Below are 20,579 nucleotides of genomic sequence, written 5' to 3'. Positions count from 1 at the left end.
TCAAAAATGCTGGCGATGGAAACTGGCCGGCAAGAAAACGATTCCCAGAGATCACCTGTTGATCTCAGAAATTACGCTGAAGGTTTTTCAGTGGTTTTTGTGTGATTTCTAATGAGTATCGACGACGACAACTGACAGCCAAACATTACTTACCAGCGGCTAGCCGTTATACTCGCCACAGGGCAGAGGGCCACCCACAGAGGTAGGCTGGTGAGGCTGAGGATGTCGGGATACCTACACACAGCCTCACGCGCCCAATCAATCAACCAGGATCACTGGCACTGCGCATTCTCAAGCGAATAACACTCAGCACCAGCTCACTCAAGCGGTTTGTCCGGAGGTGATTGTTTTGGGGGTACTAGCGGTTTTCGACTTTCCCGATTGCCTTTTGATGGGTTAGGCACAGTAGGCCAATAGGCTCTGGCCACACTGCTGGGAATGCTGGAGGTAGATGCAGAATTGTACCGAGGTGCCTCGCTTGTACCTTGCGGACTAGGTGGCACTGGGCGTGGAGATGGCGAACCACCACCCCGTCCACCGTGACCTCGCCCTCTTCCTCCCGCAGCACCTAAAGCACCGAGTCGGCTGAGTGCCACAACAGTTCCGACAGCACGTGCAGCGAAGCCGCCAACCCCGGTAGCGGTGGCCATTGCGCCAGTGAGACTACCTGCTAAACCGCCTAGAGAAACACCTGTCAGGCTCGATGCTATCCAAGTTGTGATGGCCAGCAGCATGGCCGCAATTGCGCCCATGAATCCACGCACGGCCTCGAAATCTGCTCCCGATCCTGACCAGCCGCTAGCAGCTGCTGCTTGGCCAATGGCGACAGACGCCATGACCAGAGAAACAGCGACGATCAGCGCATGCGCAAAAAGCATCGAAATAACTGGGAAAAACAGCAGCGATACCCAGCTCACCAGAACGCCCATACCTCGCAGCGGTGCCAGCAGTAGTGCTAAAGGTGCGGCAAGCAATACGATCCAGAATAACCAGGCGGACAGGAGAACGTATCCCGGTAATAGCGTCTGCAAATCCAGCCAGCCGCTGAGATCCTTGGCCATCTGAACACTAGCGAGAATCCCTGCACCTACCGCCGCGCCTTCAGATGACAGCCCCGTCGTCCTCTCCAGTGAACGGGCCATGAATCGTTGCCACGCCACAGCTGTACTCACGGCACCTACCTCAGCGCTTACTCGCTGCCCTCCTGCAATCGTTCCGCCTGCCTCGCCCAGCGCTAGATAGGCCTGCTCGGCCCCCAACTGAGCAATCCTGTACGCCTCTACGCAGTTGCGGGGTTGAAACATGATGGCTTGGTTATCGTCACCGACCAGCTGCGACGTCTGCCCAGGCATCAGGGTGATAGGTAGGTATGAGGGCGACGCGTCTGGCTGCCCTGAGAAGAGCGCCGTCCAATGCGTCTTAGTTGGCAATGCATAGCGCCCGCCCATGAATGGGCCAGCGCTTTCCAAGGCAGCAATCCCGGCCTCACGGCGTGACTGAATCGCTCCAAGGTCGAGCGCCTGCTCAAGCCCACGCCTGGCGGCACCACCACCCAGAAGGTAATTCAACCAACCGCCGTTTTCCTTCTTTGATCCGGTCATATAGGTTGCAATACCGCCTCCAGCCGCGCGTGCTTGAGCTATCAGACCAATCTGCTCATCTGGAATACCAAGCCCGCCGCCCCCGATGAGGCCAACCGCATGCATCGCCTCAATTTTCGAGCCGTGATTGGCACCTACCAGCTCCGCTCGGTCGGGCGCACAGCTGGCGTTGTAATCCTGGATGAGCCTCGCGAGATCAGTACCCTGATAAATCTGCGCACCTCGCGCGGCTATATCGTCCACTGCCGCCTGCGCAGGCACTATCGACCCGGCAATGGTGTGCTCACTCAGCACACCGTCGAGCGCAGAGCGGTAGATTTTATGCACGGCCATCGCAGCTCTGAGCGTCGTGGCCTGTGCGTCGATGAGCGTGACGGAGACGCCACTGGGCAGTTGAACTACAGCTGGGCTCATCCCCAGCAGCATCATGAAAAAGATCACAAACCCGCCCACAATGCCGCGAGCGATCCCACCATCAGCGACTCGTAGCAGGATCATGAACAGCCAAAGAACCCCCACACCGAATACGAGCCCGCTGCTGCTGTTGTTGAGCGCAATGAAAATTGGCTCTGTTGCCGCCAGCAACGTGACGCCTACGTCCTCCCAGATCGCAAAAATCCAGCCGAAACCTGCATAACCCTCTGGTGTAGCGGAGGCACTCATTTGAAACGCCCCGCGAGGCGACTGTATGCGATCAGCACGAGGCGTAAGCCCCATACCGAGAACCACAGCAGGCACAGGGCGAACCCGATTGTGATGAGGTACTGAGCGAGTGGTGCAGCCAGCAGATTCCCCGTTCGCTGCAGTACATCGTATTGCTCAAGCGCTGGACGGCCGTATGCAGTTGGCATCAAAAGCATCGCCGTAACGTGCATCACCCCGAGCACAGGGCCCAGCAGTAAACCAGCCCAGCCTAGCCACTTGGTGACCGCCGGCATGTGCCTTTGTGCTGCGCAAAATATCGTTGTTCCGATCATCCTAACCTCCCCCTTTGCTGTGAATAGAGAGAGGCTACTGATGCCCTCGTGCACTCACCACCCAAGTCAGTGCACTTGCTAAGGGGGGCCGAATACGCGGCTGCAAGCCCGCTATGTAACGCGCCTCAACGGCGCTCTACATAGCGGGCTTGCCTGATGACCTCCTTTTCGCGCAACAAATACAACGCAGCGGCATTGCGTTGTTTGCCCATGCCCATTTTCGTAAGCTGATCAGGCACCAACCGCACTGCCCGGCAGTTCCACTATCCGTGTGATTCATGGGGCGGAACAATGGTAGTGGGCCCTTCCCGCGTCATCGCGAGCAGACGCCCATCGGCTACACCCGCGTCATCGCATGTGTATCCGGCCTAACGCCGACTATGCGTCGGAAACCACCAACCCTAACCGTAGGAGAGAAATAACCCAGAACGTGACAACTGCACCTGAGCTGATAATCAGGAACTGACTCGGAGGCTCCGAGTAGGCGTGAACAGTCCCCGCCAGCATCTGATGCGAAGGGGGGCGAATAGGCACAACGAACCAGTCTACGGATGGTGTGTCGCTGAACCGGCAACGGTCAGGAGTTCTTACACTGAAACTGAAATCGAGAAACCCCATGAGCGAATTCGATGCGCACAGCATTACTGCACGCCTCAAAGCCGAGACTCGGATTCGGAGAAAACCCCGAACCTACGCTCAGCGTCGCTCATTGCTGGACAACTACAAATTCGAGCTTCTACAGCTCGATTCAGCAGGTTGCAATGGCAGCGAGCTGCAACGCTGGGTAGCTGAGAAAGGCATCAGGATACAACGCTCAACCGTGTATCGCTGGCTACATCGAAACCGCCAAAGTGGCTAAGTTTGCCAAGCCTGCGAAACAGGCCGCGTCTGTGATGAAGCGGCTTCAAGGTACACATATCCGCTCAATCGGTACGGTTCGAAACTACGAACAACGCCTGGTACAAATCACCGCCTACCTTCAGGAACACCGGTTGGGTAGCCTCCGAGAGATGACAGCTAGCCGCGCCCGAGACTATCTCCAGCGCCGTGCACCAGAGGTTGGCCAAAAAACTCTCGACATGGAGCGCCAGGCTCTTCAGGCGATGATGACGCACGTCACTCACCAGCTCTTACCAGGTCAAACGCTTGAGGTCATCAAAAGCTCGGCTACGGAGGGGCGCCGCCTAGCTGATCAGTCCAGGGCATATAACCGCGAGCAAGTGCTATCGATCGCATCTCGCCAAGCACCGCACAATGCGCTTGCCACGGAAATCGCACATGCTGCCGGCCTCCGTGCTCACGAACTGCTAGGACTCCGCAGAACGCACCAGCGTGTACCGGATAAACGCCCTGCTCATGGAATGAAATTCCTAGGAACTCGTGCGACGACGATTAGCTATACCGTCCATGGCAAAGGCGGCCTTGTCCGCGAGGTGCGAATTCCGACTCCCCTAGCCCAACGGCTAGAGCGGACGCGGCTAGCAGAGCCACGAATCGTTAGTGATCGTGGCATCAACTACCACCAATTTTACGGAATTGGAGGTGGCCAGCCCTGGAGTAAAAGCGTGGGCGCCGCTTCCAAGTCAGCGCTCGGCTGGTCAAACGGCGCGCACGGGTTACGGCATACATATGCCCAGGAACGAATGGCTATGTTGCAGCGCCACCTCACGCGAAGGGAGGCCTTGACGGTGGTATCGCAGGAAATGGGCCATTTCCGCCCTGAAATCACTGAGGTGTATCTACGTTGAAAATTGACCCCATTTGGATCAATAGCAGTTTGCTGTTTGGGACTGGCGCGCTTCTGGTTGTGATTGGTGTACTGGTGTTGCTACTAATTGAAGGTAGGAAAACAAGAGTAAAGCTTGCTGCCGTCCTCGATGCCAGCGTGGCTCGTCAGAACGCATTGCGCCAAGAACATTGCTCAGAAATTGAGGAAATCGAGCAGCAGCATCTCGACAGGATGGCTGCCGTGGCTACGGATCATCGCTTTGAGATTGAGAACCTTAGAGTGATGCTTTCTATCGCTGACCAAGAGCGAGACGCAGCGCTTGCCCGTTGCGATGACATTGCTGCAACGGCAGTGATTAGAATTGATTAAAAACTGATTAGTGCCTTGCAGCTGGAATCTCTGAACCACCTACCGCTACTGAGCTGGAGAGCTATTTTGGTAGTCGATTCTAGGGAGTGCCAGAACGGTATCGCCGGGAGCGCCAGAACGGCATTGACGGGGTGCTGGAACGGTAGCCGGGGGCGTTGGAACGGTATGTCCAGGGGCGTGCGAACGGTATCAGCTCTTTCTAGCCAAATGACGCTGCTGTGAAGTGCTAGGAGTGGTTTTGACACGAACCAAGTTGCCATCTAGAAAATAACTAAACGGCTGCCCTGCAACTGCCGCTGCCAGCGCGACAGACTCGAGGGATCGGCGTAGATCCTTTTTGAAGTCAGTTAAAGAGGCCGCACGGCTTCCGCATAGCTGATGCAACGTCTCAACTTTTAGGTCATAGGGCCTTGCATGGGTCGAATAGAATCCGTGCACCCATTGCGCAAGCGGCTTTCCATTTAATGCTTGGCGAATAGACCAGTTCACATCGGTGTACTGATCCCCGTTGAACAGCACATAAAGCTTTGGATTCAATCGAATCACGTATAAACGTTCACTACGGTCATTCTGGGCACGATAGACGTCATGAAACAAACTCCCCTCATATGAATGTTTTCCTACCTTAACCTGCAATGCAGTAGCCTTAAGCCTACTGACATGCTTATCTAAGATTTTTCGATTTTTCCCCGTATCTGTTTTGCCTAAGACTTTTAAAAGTCGATACGCTGTCACTCTGCACTCCGAGCCCAACTCCTGCATTCTCGCCATATGCAATACAGCCTCCCAAACATCCAGATCACCTTGATCGAGTAGCGCTCCTGTATAAAAAATACTGATGCCACCTAAAGAGTTTATTTCTACCTGCTCAACATATGGTCTATACCCCTTTGCAACTGCACCAAAGAGCGCTGATCGAAGAGCGAAATTAGGAACACGACGTACGGAATCAGACCAGTTAGGCAGTGAGACAACCTCCTCCTCGACCTTACCCTCTTTATGCTGTGCGACAGACCGTTTCCTGTTTTCCTCCACCCGGGCCATCAGGCTAGCCATTGAGGCATTTACAGTCATGGTTGTTGAGGAGCAGATGCGCTGATCTTTTCTGCCACCCAGGCACGGACTTGCTCGGTGGGCCACGCCACTGAGTTCGCACCTAGGGAGATACCAGCAGGAAATTCTCCAGCCCGGATCAACCGATATATCTGGCTCTTACTGAGCCCTACCAGAGCACATACGCCAGGCAAACGGAGCAATAGAGGTGAGAGAGTTTGACTAGCCATCAGGACGGGTCTCCTTAGAACCGGATTAGATGGCTATGGATTAAATGGCACTCTTCAAGGGCTTTCTGGCAATTGCCAAAAATCTAGGAAATACCCAAATTGAGATGTTGAGTCCTAGTCACCAACATACTTTTCAAGCGTTCGGCGGTTGCCCCGGAAATCCTCGACCTCTGCTGCGGCAGCTAGATCATTAAGAGCCGCGCGCCACTTTGAAGGTCTCTTATTTAGATCAAGCTGAGAAGCAGCGAGCAAAATGGCCGCCGGATTTGTTTTTTTCGAAAGACCACGATGGGCTTTATCGACCTCGATAATCATTTCTATAAGTCCGCGTGCGAGCCCCTGAATCGAAACTAGTTCCTTGCCTTGGAAGGCTTTAGTTTCCTTTTCACTAGACATGCACGGATTTTTCGCAGAATCTTCATTGAAGAGGAAGCCAAGGGATTCATTGACGGTCTCATGGATAAGCTCTCCAAGTAGAGTTTTAGATAAATACACCATGCTAGGCATAATATCCTTACTCTCATAGGGCTCACCAACATAGAGACATCGCACAAACCTAGGCTCGGATTCAACACTTAAACCAATCAAGCTATTAAAGTACTCAGCAAGCACTGAGAAATATAGCTTATATGGCTTGAGCGAGCGCGTAGTGCTCCCTACCCTTCCTACCCAAATAACTTGATCGGAAATAGCTTCATGCGGCTGTTTAGATTGATAATTAAAGTTCAGCTCAATAAATAGCTCATGCAACGCATAGGCAGCATCATGAAGACTGACCCTATAGAAGCGAGCGTACTCCGACACCAAATCAGAAAGGCGCATTACATCATTACTCATGCGACTGCCTCCCCCAGTGCTTTGGAGACTCCGGCTCCGCCGCATGACAAAGCTTCCAAGTGACCGGCATACCACTGAATCATCTCTCGCCTCCCATCCAGGTACTGAGCATGGTTATAGGTGCCGCGAATACTGTTCTTGTCCACATGCGCCAACTGGGTTTCAACCCATTCGCTGGGATAGCCCTGCTCATGCAAAGTGGTGGACATCGTATGGCGGAACCCATGGCCTGTGGCGCGGCCGTCGTAGCCGGAACGCTTCAGCAATTGATTGATAGCAGCCTCGCTCATGGGCTTGGCCGGATCGTTGCGGCCAGGAAAAGCGAGCGTATAGCCACCAGTAATATCTTCCAGCTCACGAAGTGCGGCCACTGCTTGCGTTGAAAGAGGGACTAAATGGGGGCGACGCATCTTCATACGTGAAGCAGGGATCTGCCAAAGAGCATTATCAAGATCAAACTCCGACCACGGCGCTCCTCTCAGCTCAGCTGTACGTACACCTGTCAGGATCAGCAGACGAGTAGCGATTTTCACCACGTCATGCCCAGGACACGCCTGAAAGTCACGGATCAGCTCTGGGAGCTCTGCAATTGGTAAGAAGGGGTAATGTCGGGACGTGGGAGTCTGGAGTGCTCCCCCGATATCTGCGATTGGGTTGTACTCAGCCCGGCCAGTGGCAATCGCGAAACGGTAAACCTCTTGGCAGCGTTGCCGGACCTTGCGCAGCTTCTCCAGAGCCCCGCGCGCCTCGATGCGACGGAAAACTTGCAGCCAGTGCATGGGCTTGATGTCGGTGAGCGGCAGATTCCCCACCTGGGGAAAAATGTCCAGCTCGAAAGCCTCCATCACGTCACCGGCATAACCGACCGACCATCGCTGCGACTTATGCTGATGCCACTCGAGCGCAAGGCTTTTGAACGTATTAGCACGTGAGATCGCCGCTTGGGCACGTGCAACCTTCCGCTCAAGCCCAGGGTGCCGCCCCTGCGCCACAAGCTGGCGAGCGTCAGAAGCAAGCTGTCTCGCCTGCGCGAGCGTCACCTTGTCGATGGTGCCAAGGGAAATATGCGACTGCTTGCCATCCAGGCGGAATCGAAAGCGCCACGATTTGCCGCCCGCGGCGCGAATCCAGAGGAACAGACCGCTTCCATCGGCAAGCCCATAGTCCGCTTCACGTGGTGCAGCATTCTTCACCTGCAGAGCCGTCAACGGCATATTGAGTACCCATAGATTATTGAACAATCTAAAGGTACTCGGACAGGTACTCAGAACACAAGCGCCTGGATGAGACCGGGTGGCACCACATGAAACAAGAAGCCCGCACTAGGCGGGCCTCCTGGGGAATCATGCAACCGCTTGGCACTGCATGAATCTATTTTATGGTGCCGGAGATAGGAATCGAACCTACGACCTTCGCGTTACGAGTGCGCTGCTCTACCGACTGAGCTACACCGGCGGGACGCCCGCATTATTGGCAAGCGCCGCACGCCACTCAAGCGCTTTCTTCGCCAACGGGAGCGGGCTTACTTCACCAGTTCGATGCGGTCGTCATGAATATGGATCAGGCCCTGCTTGTAGAGGCCGCCAATGGCTTTCTTGAAGTTGCCCTTACTGACCCGGAACATCGCGCTGATGCGCTCGGGCGTGCTCTTGTCGCTCAACTCCAGCATGCCGCCGCTTTCACGCAGGCGCTGCAGAATCTGCTCGCTGAGGCCCTCGCTAACCTGCTGGCCGATCGGTTGCAGGCTGAGGCTGATCTTGCCGTCGCTGCGCATTTCCTTGATGAAGCCGGGCTGGCGGATACCTGGGCGCATAAAACCGATCACTTCGTTCTTATGGATCAGGCCCCAGTGCTTGCCGTTGATGATCGCCTTGAACCCCATGTCGGTCGGCTCGACCACCAGCAGGTCGACTTCTTCGCCTGACTTGTAAGTGGCCGGCACCTTGTCCAGGTAGCGGTCCAGGCGCGCGGTCGCGGTAATACGCCGGCTGCGCTTGTCGACGAAGACGTGCACCACGCAATAATCACCGATCTGCAGCGGGCGCTTTTCTTCCGAATGCGGCAGCAGCAGGTCCTTGGGCAAGCCCCAGTCGAGGAACAGGCCAACACGATTGATATCGACGACCTTCAGGCTGGCGAACTCGCCAACTTGCACCTTGGGCTTTTCGGTGGTGGCGATCAGCTTGTCTTCGCTGTCGAGGTAAACGAAGACGTTCAGCCAGTCTTCCACCTCACTCGGCGTCTCCTTGGGGATGTAGCGCTTGGGTAACAGAATCTCGCCATCCGCCCCGCCGTCCAGATACAGACCGAAGTCGGTGTGCTTGACGACCTGCAAGGAATTCATACGTCCGATAACAGCCATGGTGCCTACCCTCATTTTCAGGCCGGCATTGTACCCGACTCCGCAACGAAACTCGCCTTTGCAGCGCCTACCGCACCGGCGTTTTGCCCACTGGTCAATGAGTGAACAGTTGAGCGCGCCGCGGTGTTACAATACGCGGCCATCTTGATTACTCGAGTAGGTAATATGGCCGTCATGCGCGTCAAAGCATCCCAGAGCAAAGCCAAGCCCGCCCCAGCGGTAGAAACCAGCGAATCGATCGACGCTCAAGTAGCGGCGTTCCTCAAGTCCGGCGGCAAGATTCAAGAAATTGCCAAGGGCGTGAGTGGCCAGACCAACGGCCCTGCCAGCCGTCACATCACCATCGCCAAAAAGTAATTTGTTGTCTGTATCGACCTGCAGCGCCTGACAGTAGGCGCCAGGTCGGCAGCTCCTCCCCTCGCCCGTCCGGGCAATGATTTGAACGACTTAATTCACGACTTCATCGTTTGTTGCTAGCGGTGAGCACACGCATATTTCAAAATAATGTCACTCGCGTTTCAGCACCGGCGCTGATGGATAGCCGCCTGCATGTTTGCTGAAACCGTCGTTCGTTGCCCATCGATTTAAGGAAGATTCGTGCGTTCTCTCGGCCCCTGGCTGCAGCGACCGGCCAGCATCGTGTCCGTACTGGCGGTCCTGTTCATTGCATTGCCACTGCTCAGCCGTTACTCGTTGGGCTGGTCACACCCCTTCGGTTACCTCTCGGATCTGGCCATTGGCAGCCTGTTGCTCTTGTTGTCGCTGCGCCGCCGTTTGCTGCTTGGCATACCGCTGACGCTGCTTTGGGTCGTGCTCAACTTGGGCACTGTTGAACTGGTGAGCGCCGTGGGCCGCATGCCTGAACCAGCCGACCTGCACTACCTCACCGATGCACAGTTTCTCAGTCACTCCACCCAGGGCGGCGGGCTGACTCATCCCTGGCTGGCTGGCGCGTCCATCCTCGCCGCGCTGGCATTTTTCGTCCTGCTGTTAGTGCGCGGATCGCGCCAGCGCAAGCCTTCGGTCGCCTGGTTACTGGCACCGCTCGGCCTGCTCGCGGCACACGCCGTCTACCAGTACCGCAGCCCCAGCGAAGCCGACCAGTGGGTGCAGTTCAATCTGCCACACAAGTGGCTCGCCGAAGGCCTCAGCCTCGCCAGGCTGGGTGTCGACGACTGGATGAGCCGAGGCCAGCCCAACAGCCCGCCCGATGTCACAGGTCTGACTCGCCTGGACATGGACGGCACGCCGCTGCTGGCCGAACCGGGCCGCGCCCGCAACGTGCTGATCATCACCCTGGAAGGCATTCCCGGTGCGTATATCAGCGCCAGCCGGCAGGCAATCGGTAGCAGCTATCAGGACGATCTGATGCCACGCCTGAGCGCCTGGGCCGAGCGCGGCATGCTGACCACCGATTACGTGCTGCACGCTCACCAGACCATCCGCGGGCTGTACGCGATGCTCTGCGGCGATTACGACAAGCTGGGCTCGGGAACCCCAAAGGGCATCGAGCTGCTCGGCAATGCCGAACGTAGCTCACAGTGCCTGCCAGCGCAGCTGCGCGAGAATGGCTTCAGCACGCACTTTTTGCAGGGTGCTGGGCTGCGCTTCATGGCCAAGGACCAGATCATGCCGCGCATGGGCTTCGACAAGACCCTGGGCCGCGACTGGTTTCGAAACACGCCGTACCTGGACTTCGCCTGGGGCATGGACGACAAGTCCTATTTCGAGGGTGCGCTGACCTACGTCGATAGCCTGCGCAAGAGCAAGGCGCCATGGATGCTGACTCTGCTGACCGTTGGCACCCACCAGCCCTACTCCGCCCCGGCCGACTATCTGGAACGCCATGCCAGTGCCAAGCAGGCTGCCATCGCTTACCTGGACGATGCCGTTGGCGACTTTCTCGACGGGCTGCAAAAACGCGGCGTGCTCGACGACACGTTGGTGGTGGTGACCTCGGACGAATCCCACGGCATCGAGAACGTGCGCCTGGCATCGGCCTGGGGCTTCAACCTCATGCTGGCCCCGGAGCAGCCTCAGTTGCCGGCGCGCAAGAGCGGCGTTTACGGGCATATCGACCTGACCGCTTCGATTCTCGATTACCTGAGCCTGCCGATTCCGGCAGACATCGCCGGGCGCTCGATGCTGCGTGACTACAGCCACGGCCGCGAGATCATCTCCTACACCAACGGCCTGCTGCGTGAGCATGATGGCAAGGGCACGTTGACCGAGTGCAACTTCCAGCAGGTTTGCCGGCGCTACGCCAGCCCGGGCTTTATCGCCGAGCATGCCGACTACCTTGGTCGCCTCAGTGGCAAACCTGCGCGCCAGGTGAGCCTGCGGGCCGAGCTGCTGGATCGCTCGTTGACCGATGGCCAGGGCAATCAGGTGCTGCAGTTCGCCAGCAACGAACGCATTCGCTTGAGCCAAAACCCCAGCGATGACTGGGCAGACAACCTGATCGGCGCCCAGTATCTGGAGCTACCGAAAGGCACCCAGACCCGCGTCACCTTGAAGATCAACGCCCTGAACATGAGCGAGGCCGGCGCCACGCTGCGCCTGAAGACCAAGGAATTCGACCGCGACGTGCTGATCAACATGCCGGAGATACCGCGGCTCAAGAAGGGCCAGCCGGTAGAGGTGAGCTTCGCCTTCGACAACCTGGATACGCGCAAGGCGTTTTCCTTCCACCTGATTGGCGAAGGCAAAGGCTCTATCGAAATCACCGACTTCAGTGTCGAAACGCGGCCAATCGAAAGCGAGATGGTGGCCGTTCAGGCCGACGAGGAAACCGAAGAGCTGACACGGTAACGGGCCGGCTCAATACATCGCATAGCGTCGCTCGATTTCCTGGTACTCGCCGCTGGCAATGATGTCGGCGAGGCCCTGATCGAAGCGATCACGCGCCGACTGATCACGCATCCCCAACTGGTATGCGGTCGGCGCAAACAGCGGGTATTCGGTGACCGGCTGGCTGACATCCACCTGGCGATACACCTCACGGTTGAAATAGCGCAGGATCCGCCTGTCGCCGATCACCACGTCTACCCGGCCGCTGTAAAGCAGGCGGTTACGAGCGATCTCCTGAGCTTCCTCGTGATACCGCGGGTTGGCCTCGGCCATGCGCTGGAATTCTTCGCCGAGAACCACACGCGCCCGCTGGAAAGCGCGCACGGAGTAATTGCCCAGGTCAGAAATACGTTCAATACGGTAATGCCGGGCGCTGAGCGCCAAAGCCACGTGCTGATAATTGATGTAAGGCTGGGTGTAGAAACTATTCACGCCGCCTTCCAAGCGCGTACTGGCGATGCCGTCGAGCTCGCCACGGCTGTACTCGCGGTGCAAACGTTCTACAGGAGCATAGGAGGGAATGACTTCCATGCCACCGGCACGAGCGGCAGCCACCACGATGTCGTACTCGAGCCCGCGCCTTTCACCCTGAAAAATATACGGCGGTTTGTGCGTGCCAAAGCCGATCCTTAGCTCGTCAGCCGTGGCATTGATCGCCAACAGCAGCAGTCCGATTGCCCACCACTTCATCCCACACTCACCCTCGCTGCGCAGACTGTACCTATAACCTGGACAGGTCATGAAAGCACAGTTTACGCGGCCAGGGCGCAGGCGGGTATCAGACCAGCGTTGCCCGCGGCGCCAGCGTATCGAACACCTCTGGCTCGAGCGCCGACAGGCCATGACGGTCAAGCACCTCGCGTGGGTGCTCTTCGCCGGGAAAGGTGCTGTCGATCATGCTCAACAGCTGGGCGCCACGTGGGGTGAGCACAAAGTTCTCGCCATTGCCGCCTTCTTCTTCCGGTCGCGGCGCGATAAAGCCGCCCTCCAGCAGTGTGGCCTCGTATCCATCGGCTTGAGCCTTCAGCGAATCGAGATTATCGACCGGCTGACCGGCCTGTTGCAGCGCCTCGGCTAGTTCTTCGGCGCAGCGCCGTGGCACGAATGGCTGGCCGGCGCCGTTCTGCACCTCGTGGAGCAAACGCTCGATAAGGTCCCAGTTGTGGGTGTGATCGTGAGTCGTCATAGCAGCGTCTCCCATCTTGTCGGTGCCAGCGGCACCCGTGAGGGTGTGACGCCGATGCCGCCGGCAAGGTTCGAGCTATCTGCCGAACGCAGCCTGAACCAAGCCCAGCGGCGCCAGTCTGAGGCGCATCCCCCCGCACAAAGGATTCCGCCATGCCCTGTCGGCCAACGCTGCGCCCGCTTTTCAGCGCCTTGCTCGTGGCGGCTATAGCGCCGTCGGTATTGGCGGCAGAACCGCTGCGGCTCAAGCACCTGTATCGCTGCGAGAATGTTCTCGACACCGATCGCCAGACGTTCTGTCTGGATACCCGCGGCATGGCCGAAGGCGAGCTGCAGGTGTTGCTCGATGGCAAATCGTTGCCCGCCAGCGCAGTGAACCGCCGCGATGGGCTGCGCGTCACCCTGGACACCCTGCGCTACAAAAGCGGCCCGCTGTGGCTGAAACAGGGCGACCAGGAAAGCAACCCGGTGTGGCTGTCGATGGCCGGCAGCCACGTGCTGGCGGCCAAGCCCGGAGAAGTGGCAAAGAACATGGATGGCCTCAATACCTACGTCGACCTGGTCAGCGTGGTTATCGAGGAAGACGCCAACGGCCTCGATACAGCCAAGGCCCTGGCCAAGAAATACGGCGCCGAGGTGGTCGGCGTGATAGCGCCGCTCAATACCTACCAGCTACGGCTGCCGGCCAAAGATTTGATCCAGCGCGACGCCATGGTGCTGCGCCTGGGCAGCGAGCTGAGCGTCGACGCCGTGGTGATCGAGGAGTCATCCGCAGAAGAACAGGAAGCGCAATCGGGCGAGACGAAGGACGCACATCTGGACGAGGAAGAATGGGCCGCCAATCGCTTCGTCGATGCGGTCAACTATTACCAGCGGCGCATCCCGTCCAAACGCTCGCCCATCGCCACAAAGCCGGTACGCATCGGCCTGATCGAACGTAACGTCGACTTCGACGCGCCGGACTTCAAGGATTACCTGGGCGCCGCCGACCGTGACGGGCACACCCCGCACACCCGGCTGTACAGCCGCGACGCCGACAAACCGGATGGTCACGGTTCCACCGTGGCCGGCATCCTCGCCGCGCGCTGGGACGATGGCGGCAATACCGGTTTCCTGCGCGGCCTCGATGGCGCCGGCCCGGGCTTCGAAGTGATCGTCGACCGCAACTCCGACGCTGGCATCACTGCCAACATCGCCGCCTCGGTCAATCTGGTCGAGGATGGGGTGCGGGTGCTGAACTGGAGCTGGGGCATTCACCGTATCGGCGCGAAGAATATTCACGGCGACGAAATCGACTCGCTGGTGCGCTCCGGCATCGCAATGAGCGGCTACGAGGAACTACTGGAAGAGTTCTTCCTGTGGCTGCGCCGTGAGCACCCGGACGTAGTGGTGGTCAACTCGGCTGGCAACGGCGCATCGTTCTCCGGCGCCGACGATTACCGTCTGCCCTCCTCGTTCGTCACCGAGCAACTGTTCGTGGTCGGCGGCCATCAGCGCAGCGAGCGCAAGGACGTAGCTGTAGACGACCCGGCCTACGTCAAACGGCGCAGCTCCTCGAACGTCGATACCCGCGTGGACATCACTGCAGCGGCCTGCGTGCGTGCCTCCACCGCCGAGGAGAATCAGCAAGGCAGCGTGCACTGCGGTACGTCCTATGCCACGCCATTGGTGGCCGGCGTGGTGGCCTCGCTGATGTCGATCAACCCGGATCTGCACCCCGACCAGCTGCGTATGCTGCTGCGCCGCAGCGCCATGACCATCGGTGAGGAGTTCGACTTCGAGCCCACCGACGCCGACGACCTGACTGCGCCGATCCTGCCGTCCGAACGCGGCTTCGACATGAACGACAAGGACATCGGCCGCTCGGCGCGACTGGACATGCAAAAGGCGCTGGATCTGACCGTCAGGAGCCTGGACCAGAGGAAATGACGCACCGGGCGAAAGCCTGAACCTTCAAGCCTGGCAGGCACTCAACCTCACACATGACCCTGCCAAGCCTGAGGAATTGAGCATGATCAAGCTAGTCGCACCACTCTGTGGTCTGGCCTTCGCACTGTATGGCATGGCCCAGGCACAGGCCTGCACCGCCGATGAAGCCACTGCCAAAGCGCAAGAGCTGGCGGCCAAGGTGGATGAGATTACTCAACGTGACCCGGAGCGAGCCGCGTTGCTGCGTCAGGAACTCAAGGACATGAAGCCCGAGGCGCCAGGGCAGCAGGCTACCGACTGCGACGCTTACGATCAGCGCCTGCGCGAGCTGGAAGAGATTGGTGGCGAGGTGGAGGAACAGATGGACTAAGAACCTGTTCACGATCTTTCAGTATAGGTTCGTCGATTTTGGCAGCTAAATGGCGGAAGCGGCCGGTCGATCGCCACTTGTGGGACGGGCCATGCCCGTGATTTCGCGGGCATGGCCCGCTCCCACAGGTACTGCATCGATGACTGCTTCTGCATTGCAGCAGCCGCCTAAAAAGATCTTGAACAGGTTCTAAGCGCTTACCGACAGGCGTGGCTGTCGGTAAGCGCTGCCGGGATCAGGCGTCGGCCGAAGGCGCCTTACGTTTGAGCGGCGCTAGCCCGTCCTGGCTGACCAGCGTCGGCGCATCGCTCTTCGGCTTGTTAACCGTGTTGCGCTTGGCCGGGGTTTTCGCCGCTGACTTCTTGGCGATCTTCTTGCCGGTTTTCGGGTCGATCTTTTTCTTCTTGGCGCCCACAGCCTTGCCGGAGGCTTTCAGGTTCTTCGGCCCCTGATAAATGCCCTTGTGCTCCTTGACGGTACGCTTCTCGAAACGCTGCTTGAGGTAGCGCTCGATGCTCGACATCAGGTTCCAGTCGTTATGGGTGATCAGCGAGATCGCCAGCCCTTCATTACCGGCACGGCCGGTACGCCCGGTGCGGTGCACGTAATCGTCACCCGAGCGCGGCATATCGAAGTTGATCACCAGATCCAGACCATCGACATCTAGGCCGCGCGCCGCCACGTCAGTGGCAACCAGCACTTTCACCGCACCCTGGCGCAGACGATCGATGGCCAGCTTGCGGTCTTTCTGGTCCTTCTCACCGTGCAGCACGAAAGTCTTGAATTCTTTGGCCACCAGCTTGCCGTACAGGCGGTCGGCCTGGGCACGGGTGTTGGTGAAGATGATCGCCTTGTCGTAGGTCTCGTTAGTCAGCAACCACTCGACCAGTTGCTCCTTGTGGTAGTTGTGGTCGGCGGTGATGATCTGCTGACGCGTACCTTCGGCGAGTTCGCTGACCCGGTTGAGCTGCAGATGCTCGGGGTCGCGCAATACCTTGGCGACCACTTCACGCAGGCCCGCGCCGCCACTGGTGGCGGAGAACAGCAGGGTCTGGTGCTCACGGCCGCACATCTCGGCCAGGCGCTGCACATCTTCGGCAAAGCCCATGTCGAGCATGCGGTCGGCTTCATCGAGCACCAGCACTTCAACGTCATCGAACAACAGGTTGCCAGCGTTGGCATGCTCGATCAGCCGGCCTGGCGTACCGATGACGATATCGATCTTGCGCAGCATGGCAGCCTGCACCTTGAAATCTTCACCGCCAGTAATCAGCCCGCCCTTGAGAAAGGTGTACTGGGCGAAACGCTCGACTTCCTTGAGGGTCTGCTGGGCCAGCTCGCGGGTCGGCAGCAGAATCAGCGCACGTACGCTGACGCGGGCCTTGGAGCTGCCATTACCGAGCAGACGGTTGAGCATGGGCAATACGAAGGCTGCGGTCTTGCCGCTCCCCGTCTGGGCGATTACCCGCAGGTCCTTGCCTTCCAGCGCCAGAGGAATCGCAGCGGCCTGTACCGGGGTCGGCTCGGTGAATTTGAGCTCTTCCACGGCTTTGAGCAGGCGTTCATGCAGGGCAAATTGGGCAAACACGGGGCAACCTCGATGCAAATGCTAAATCAGCCGCATAGGTTACCGCGTTCGCGCCCCGGGGCCGAATGCTTTCTCAATCTGAACCGCCGAAAGCCGTCAGACGGCCCGTTGCATGCGCCGCTGCTTGATCAGCAAGCGCCCGCTGTCCCAGCCAACGAGCACCACGGCTACCCAGATGGGCAGGTAAGTGAGGAACTGCTTGGAATCGAACTGCTCGCCGAGAAATACCAGGCTGACCATAAACAGCAGCACCGGCTCGACATAACTGAGAATGCCAAACAGGCCCAACGGTAGTAGCCGCGACGAAGCCATCATCGCTGCCAGGGCGATGGTGCCCAGCAGCGCCATGCCCGGCACCAGCCACCACAGGCGCGGATACTCGGCGAACATCCCGGCCGGCGCCCAGTAGACGACCAGCCAGATGGCCAGGGGCGCCATCACCAACATTTCCAGTACCAGCCCCGGCAGTGCGTCCAGGCGCATCCAGCGGCGCAGCATGAAGTAAGGCGGATAGCCTAGCGCGGTGACCAGCGTGACCCAAGAAAACGCCTGGGACTGCCACAACTCATGCAGCACGCCGGCAAATGCGCAGGCCACGGCGAGCCTTTGCAGCGGACGCAGACGTTCGCCGTAGAAGACCCGTCCGGCCAGCACCATGGCCAGCGGCAAGAGGAAGTAACCCAGAGAGACGTCGAGCATATGGCCGGTCAGCGGCGCCCACACGAACAGGAACCACTGCAGGCCGATCATCGCCGCTGCCAGAGGCAACGCAGCCAATAGCAGTGGTTCTCGGCGCAAGCGCTGCAGCGCAGCCAGCAACAGCGGCCATTGGCGCAGCAGGGTGAGCAACAGCAACACCGCCGGAATCGACCACAGCACGCGCTGGGCGAACACCTGAAAACCGTCCAACGGCGTGAGCATCTGCACGTAGCCAGGGATCAGGGCGAACAGGATCGACGCGCTGACAGAAAGCAGCACGCCGGGTCCGGAAAGCGTCATCACGCACCTCAAGGGAGAAGAAAATAGCCCACCTTAATCAGCCTATCAGGCGGCCGTACAAGCGTTGCGACTACGGCGCGGGCAGATATGCCAGCGCCGCACCAGGCGAGTGCGGCGCACCATAACGGTTCATTTGCAGGCAGACAATCCACCGGGCGATCCGGGGAGAAATAAAGAGGCGAAGCCCATTGCCCCGCCTCGCTAATTGCGGTGAATTTGGCCGCACTCGGCAGATCTTCGAGCCTGCGAAGAGCAACGATGGCGGCGAGCACCAAGCCACATCCGATTAAAAGACCCGATATTTCGCACCCAACTATCGATGAAGTTGATTTGTCCGGGCGCTAACCCTAGTCTGCTCGAACCTTATTGCGGCTCGCAGGTGAGCTGCACACGCAGGCGGATGATGCTGCGAGCAAACTTCACCGTGAGATTGCCGCTCTGCCCCGCCGCCAGGGTCGTACTTCGCGTACGCGGCGCCTCGGGGCCGTTACGAAATACGGCTTTGCAGGAAGCGGCTTGCGAGCCGTAATTCTGAACCAGTACGGCCGCCATGTTGTGATCGATTTCCTGGGTGCTTGCCGAGATTTCGGCGCCATTGAACTGTTTTTCCAGTTCGATGGGATAAGCCAAGGCTGCCAGTGGCAAGCAGGCAATCAGCGCGCAGCAGAGTTTTTTCATGGCCAGCCTCCTAGGTGGGCCGTCAGTTTAGAGCCAGTGCAGCCCCGTGCACAGCCGCTGGTGAAGGAGATGAGATGAAGGCCCCACGAGTAACCCTCGACCAGTGGCGCACCCTGCAGGCGGTGGTCGATAACGGCGGTTTCGCCCAGGCCGCCGAAGTGCTGCATCGCTCGCAATCGTCGGTGAGTTACACCGTGGCGCGCATGCAAGAGCAACTCGGCGTACCGCTGCTGCGCATTGATGGCCGCAAGGCGGTGCTCACCGAAGCCGGCGATGTGCTGCTGCGTCGCTCGCGACAACTGGTCAAGCAGGCCAGCCAGCTCGAAGACCTGGCGCACCATATGGAGCAAGGCTGGGAGGCCGAGGTGCGCCTGGTGGTCGACGCGGCCTACCCAAGCGCACGCCTGGTGCGGGCGCTCACCGCCTTTATGCCGCAGAGCCGCGGTTGCCGGGTGCGCCTGCGTGAAGAAGTACTGTCGGGCGTCGAGGAAGTGCTCAAGGAAGGTGTCGCGGATCTGGCGATCAGCGCCTACAACATCCCCGGCTTTCTCGGCTCGGAAATGAGCCCGGTGGAGTTCATGGCCGTGGCGCACCCCGATCACCCGCTGCATCGTTTGCAGCGCGAACTCAGCTTCCAGGATCTGGAAACCCAGATGCAGGTGGTGATCCGCGATTCCGGGCGCCACCAGCCCCGTGATATGGGCTGGCTCGGCGCCGAGCAGCGCTGGACGGTGGGCAGCCTGGCCACCGCAGCGACCTTCGTCGGCAGCGGCCTGGGTTTCGCCTGGTTGCCGCGCCACATGATCGAACGCGAACTCAAGGATGGCCTGCTCAAGCCGCTGCCGCTCGACAAGGGCGGCAACCGCAAGCCGGTGTTCTTTCTCTATGCCAGCAAGGACAAGGCGCTGGGCCCGGCTACGCAGATTCTCACCGAGCTGATCCAACGCTTCGACGCCGCCCCGCTCGACGCTGCCCTCGCCGCTCCCGCCTCGCCGGTCTGAGCCCATGGCCTATTTCGAGCATCGCGGCTGCCGGCTGTTCTTCGAAGAATACGGCGAGGGGTCGCCGGTGTTGCTGATTCACGGCCTGGGTTCCAGCACGCTGGACTGGGAACTGCAGATTCCCGTGCTGGCCGCACAGCACCGGGTGATCGCCCTCGACGTACGCGGCCACGGGCGCTCCGACAAACCGCGCCAGCGCTACCGCATCAGTGATTTCGCAGGTGACGCCGCGGCGCTGATCGAGCACCTTGGGCTTGCGCCCGTGCACCTGGTCGGCATCTCCATGGGCGGCATGATCGGCTTTCAACTGGGCGTGGACAGTCCGCACTTGCTGCGCAGTCTGACAGTCGTCAACAGCGGCCCGGAAGTGAAGGCGAAGAAGCCGGCTGACTACCTGGAAATAGCCAAGCGCTGGACGCTGTCTCGGCTGCTCAGCCTGGACACCATCGCCAAAGCGTTGGGCAAGATGCTGTTTCCCAAACCCGAACAGGCCGAGCTGCGCCGCAAGGTCGAAGAGCGCTGGCCGCGCAATGACAAACGCGCCTACCTGGCCAGCCTGGACGCCATCATCGGCTGGGGCGTGCGTGAACGCCTGAGCCGCATCACCTGTCCAACTCTGGTCATCAGCGCCGACCGCGATTACACGCCCGTCGCGCAAAAGCAGGCGTACGTCGATGAACTGTCAGATGCACGCCTGCTGGTCATCGCCGATTCACGCCATGCCACGCCGCTCGATCAGCCCGAACACTTCAACCGCAGCCTGCTTGCCTTTCTGCATGAAGTCGAAAACACTGCTGCCACCTCACTCAAGGACTAGACCC

The 20,579-nt window shown here is 59.1% G+C and carries 20 protein-coding genes and 1 tRNA gene; 8 read left to right on the top strand and 13 right to left on the bottom strand.

Annotated features, from left to right (window positions below; genetic code table 11):
• Positions 1–317 precede the first annotated feature (317 nt).
• On the bottom strand, positions 318–2,264 hold the full coding sequence (locus BUC40_RS08140; RefSeq protein ID WP_073264447.1) for a hypothetical protein: 1,947 nt from the start codon (positions 2,262–2,264) through the stop codon (positions 318–320).
• Positions 2,261–2,578, bottom strand: coding sequence for a hypothetical protein (locus BUC40_RS08135; protein ID WP_073264445.1), 318 nt, complete (start codon positions 2,576–2,578; stop codon positions 2,261–2,263). The genes BUC40_RS08140 and BUC40_RS08135 overlap by 4 nt, the downstream gene beginning before the upstream one ends.
• A 616-nt stretch (positions 2,579–3,194) precedes the next feature.
• On the opposite strand from BUC40_RS08135, the gene BUC40_RS08130 reads away from it, so the two are divergent.
• The gene (locus BUC40_RS08130; RefSeq protein WP_073264443.1) at positions 3,195–3,437 is read left to right on the top strand and encodes a hypothetical protein; all 243 of its coding nucleotides are present in this window, start codon (positions 3,195–3,197) and stop codon (positions 3,435–3,437) included.
• Positions 3,438–4,322: 885 nt separating this feature from the next.
• On the top strand, positions 4,323–4,676 hold the full coding sequence (locus tag BUC40_RS08120; RefSeq protein ID WP_073264439.1) for a hypothetical protein: 354 nt from the start codon (positions 4,323–4,325) through the stop codon (positions 4,674–4,676).
• 189 nt (positions 4,677–4,865) lie between these two features.
• On the opposite strand, the gene trfA is transcribed toward BUC40_RS08120, so the two are convergent.
• The 6 genes from trfA to BUC40_RS08090 form a co-directional block, all read right to left on the bottom strand.
• Positions 4,866–5,732: a plasmid replication initiator TrfA gene (gene trfA / locus BUC40_RS08115; RefSeq protein WP_244160621.1), complete on the bottom strand. Its 867-nt coding sequence runs from the start codon at positions 5,730–5,732 to the stop codon at positions 4,866–4,868.
• A gap of 14 nt (positions 5,733–5,746) precedes the next feature.
• Entirely contained in the window at positions 5,747–5,959 is a 213-nt protein-coding gene (locus BUC40_RS08110) for a helix-turn-helix transcriptional regulator (protein ID WP_073264435.1), read from the bottom strand.
• Between the two features lie 114 nt (positions 5,960–6,073).
• On the bottom strand, positions 6,074–6,796 hold the full coding sequence (locus tag BUC40_RS08105) for a hypothetical protein (RefSeq protein ID WP_139272137.1): 723 nt from the start codon (positions 6,794–6,796) through the stop codon (positions 6,074–6,076).
• Positions 6,793–8,010: a phage integrase central domain-containing protein gene (locus tag BUC40_RS08100; RefSeq protein ID WP_073264430.1), complete on the bottom strand. Its 1,218-nt coding sequence runs from the start codon at positions 8,008–8,010 to the stop codon at positions 6,793–6,795. The genes BUC40_RS08105 and BUC40_RS08100 overlap by 4 nt, the downstream gene beginning before the upstream one ends.
• Positions 8,011–8,175: 165 nt before the next feature.
• Positions 8,176–8,251 (bottom strand) — tRNA-Thr (locus BUC40_RS08095).
• Positions 8,252–8,318: 67 nt separating this feature from the next.
• The gene (locus BUC40_RS08090; protein WP_073264428.1) at positions 8,319–9,158 is read right to left on the bottom strand and encodes a CvfB family protein; all 840 of its coding nucleotides are present in this window, start codon (positions 9,156–9,158) and stop codon (positions 8,319–8,321) included.
• A gap of 165 nt (positions 9,159–9,323) precedes the next feature.
• On the opposite strand from BUC40_RS08090, the gene BUC40_RS08085 reads away from it, so the two are divergent.
• Together BUC40_RS08085 and BUC40_RS08080 are read left to right on the top strand one after the other, a co-directional pair.
• Positions 9,324–9,515: a hypothetical protein gene (locus tag BUC40_RS08085; protein ID WP_208605756.1), complete on the top strand. Its 192-nt coding sequence runs from the start codon at positions 9,324–9,326 to the stop codon at positions 9,513–9,515.
• Between the two features lie 240 nt (positions 9,516–9,755).
• Positions 9,756–11,969 carry an LTA synthase family protein gene (locus BUC40_RS08080; protein ID WP_073264426.1) on the top strand — a complete coding sequence of 738 codons (2,214 nt, stop codon included), beginning with the start codon at positions 9,756–9,758 and terminating at the stop codon, positions 11,967–11,969.
• 9 nt (positions 11,970–11,978) lie between these two features.
• Here BUC40_RS08080 and BUC40_RS08075 read toward each other — a convergent pair whose 3' ends face one another.
• Together BUC40_RS08075 and BUC40_RS08070 are read right to left on the bottom strand one after the other, a co-directional pair.
• Positions 11,979–12,698 carry a substrate-binding periplasmic protein gene (locus tag BUC40_RS08075; RefSeq protein WP_073264424.1) on the bottom strand — a complete coding sequence of 240 codons (720 nt, stop codon included), beginning with the start codon at positions 12,696–12,698 and terminating at the stop codon, positions 11,979–11,981.
• A gap of 88 nt (positions 12,699–12,786) precedes the next feature.
• Positions 12,787–13,194 carry a transcriptional regulator gene (locus BUC40_RS08070; protein ID WP_073264422.1) on the bottom strand — a complete coding sequence of 136 codons (408 nt, stop codon included), beginning with the start codon at positions 13,192–13,194 and terminating at the stop codon, positions 12,787–12,789.
• A 152-nt stretch (positions 13,195–13,346) separates the two neighbouring features.
• Between BUC40_RS08070 and BUC40_RS08065 the strand changes: the two genes are divergently transcribed.
• Positions 13,347–15,122 (top strand): S8/S53 family peptidase, encoded by a 1,776-nt coding sequence (locus BUC40_RS08065; RefSeq protein WP_073264419.1) that lies wholly within the window; start codon positions 13,347–13,349, stop codon positions 15,120–15,122.
• A gap of 82 nt (positions 15,123–15,204) precedes the next feature.
• Entirely contained in the window at positions 15,205–15,492 is a 288-nt protein-coding gene (locus BUC40_RS08060; RefSeq protein WP_083593403.1) for a hypothetical protein, read from the top strand.
• 235 nt (positions 15,493–15,727) lie between these two features.
• Here BUC40_RS08060 and BUC40_RS08055 read toward each other — a convergent pair whose 3' ends face one another.
• The 3 genes from BUC40_RS08055 to BUC40_RS08045 all read right to left on the bottom strand — a co-directional run bounded on the left by BUC40_RS08055 (position 15,728) and on the right by BUC40_RS08045 (position 18,757).
• Positions 15,728–17,080 carry a DEAD/DEAH box helicase gene (locus tag BUC40_RS08055; RefSeq protein ID WP_073264417.1) on the bottom strand — a complete coding sequence of 451 codons (1,353 nt, stop codon included), beginning with the start codon at positions 17,078–17,080 and terminating at the stop codon, positions 15,728–15,730.
• 96 nt (positions 17,081–17,176) lie between these two features.
• On the bottom strand, positions 17,177–18,079 hold the full coding sequence (gene rarD, locus BUC40_RS08050; protein ID WP_073264415.1) for an EamA family transporter RarD: 903 nt from the start codon (positions 18,077–18,079) through the stop codon (positions 17,177–17,179).
• Positions 18,080–18,442: 363 nt separating this feature from the next.
• Positions 18,443–18,757 carry a 3-phosphoglycerate kinase gene (locus BUC40_RS08045; protein WP_073264413.1) on the bottom strand — a complete coding sequence of 105 codons (315 nt, stop codon included), beginning with the start codon at positions 18,755–18,757 and terminating at the stop codon, positions 18,443–18,445.
• 74 nt (positions 18,758–18,831) lie between these two features.
• Here BUC40_RS08045 and BUC40_RS08040 point away from each other — a divergent pair, with 74 nt between their 5' ends.
• Together BUC40_RS08040 and BUC40_RS08035 are read left to right on the top strand one after the other, a co-directional pair.
• A complete protein-coding gene (locus BUC40_RS08040; RefSeq protein WP_073264411.1) occupies positions 18,832–19,758 on the top strand; it encodes a PA3225 family LysR-type transcriptional regulator in 927 nt (308 codons plus the stop codon).
• 4 nt (positions 19,759–19,762) lie between these two features.
• Positions 19,763–20,575 carry an alpha/beta fold hydrolase gene (locus BUC40_RS08035; protein ID WP_073264409.1) on the top strand — a complete coding sequence of 271 codons (813 nt, stop codon included), beginning with the start codon at positions 19,763–19,765 and terminating at the stop codon, positions 20,573–20,575.
• Positions 20,576–20,579 lie beyond the last annotated feature (4 nt).

Source organism: Phytopseudomonas punonensis, from assembly GCF_900142655.1.
Taxonomy (GTDB): Bacteria; Pseudomonadota; Gammaproteobacteria; order Pseudomonadales; family Pseudomonadaceae; genus Aquipseudomonas; species Aquipseudomonas punonensis.
This window is presented reverse-complemented; position numbering and strand designations above follow the sequence as displayed.

What these genes read in the sequence shown, in the direction of transcription:
- BUC40_RS08085 (WP_208605756.1), top strand. Translation starts at nt 9,324, where the DNA reads ATGGCCGTCATGCGCGTCAAAGCATCCCAGAGCAAAGCCAAGCCCGCC.
- BUC40_RS08110 (WP_073264435.1), bottom strand. Translation starts at nt 5,959, where the DNA reads ATGGCTAGTCAAACTCTCTCACCTCTATTGCTCCGTTTGCCTGGCGTA.
- BUC40_RS08060 (WP_083593403.1), top strand. Translation starts at nt 15,205, where the DNA reads ATGATCAAGCTAGTCGCACCACTCTGTGGTCTGGCCTTCGCACTGTAT.
- BUC40_RS08045 (WP_073264413.1), bottom strand. Translation starts at nt 18,757, where the DNA reads ATGAAAAAACTCTGCTGCGCGCTGATTGCCTGCTTGCCACTGGCAGCC.
- BUC40_RS08075 (WP_073264424.1), bottom strand. Translation starts at nt 12,698, where the DNA reads ATGAAGTGGTGGGCAATCGGACTGCTGCTGTTGGCGATCAATGCCACG.
- BUC40_RS08130 (WP_073264443.1), top strand. Translation starts at nt 3,195, where the DNA reads ATGAGCGAATTCGATGCGCACAGCATTACTGCACGCCTCAAAGCCGAG.
- BUC40_RS08140 (WP_073264447.1), bottom strand. Translation starts at nt 2,264, where the DNA reads ATGAGTGCCTCCGCTACACCAGAGGGTTATGCAGGTTTCGGCTGGATT.
- BUC40_RS08035 (WP_073264409.1), top strand. Translation starts at nt 19,763, where the DNA reads ATGGCCTATTTCGAGCATCGCGGCTGCCGGCTGTTCTTCGAAGAATAC.
- BUC40_RS08040 (WP_073264411.1), top strand. Translation starts at nt 18,832, where the DNA reads ATGAAGGCCCCACGAGTAACCCTCGACCAGTGGCGCACCCTGCAGGCG.
- trfA (WP_244160621.1), bottom strand. Translation starts at nt 5,732, where the DNA reads ATGGCTAGCCTGATGGCCCGGGTGGAGGAAAACAGGAAACGGTCTGTC.
- BUC40_RS08070 (WP_073264422.1), bottom strand. Translation starts at nt 13,194, where the DNA reads ATGACGACTCACGATCACACCCACAACTGGGACCTTATCGAGCGTTTG.
- BUC40_RS08100 (WP_073264430.1), bottom strand. Translation starts at nt 8,010, where the DNA reads ATGCCGTTGACGGCTCTGCAGGTGAAGAATGCTGCACCACGTGAAGCG.
- BUC40_RS08090 (WP_073264428.1), bottom strand. Translation starts at nt 9,158, where the DNA reads ATGGCTGTTATCGGACGTATGAATTCCTTGCAGGTCGTCAAGCACACC.
- BUC40_RS08065 (WP_073264419.1), top strand. Translation starts at nt 13,347, where the DNA reads ATGCCCTGTCGGCCAACGCTGCGCCCGCTTTTCAGCGCCTTGCTCGTG.
- rarD (WP_073264415.1), bottom strand. Translation starts at nt 18,079, where the DNA reads ATGACGCTTTCCGGACCCGGCGTGCTGCTTTCTGTCAGCGCGTCGATC.
- BUC40_RS08135 (WP_073264445.1), bottom strand. Translation starts at nt 2,578, where the DNA reads ATGATCGGAACAACGATATTTTGCGCAGCACAAAGGCACATGCCGGCG.
- BUC40_RS08105 (WP_139272137.1), bottom strand. Translation starts at nt 6,796, where the DNA reads ATGAGTAATGATGTAATGCGCCTTTCTGATTTGGTGTCGGAGTACGCT.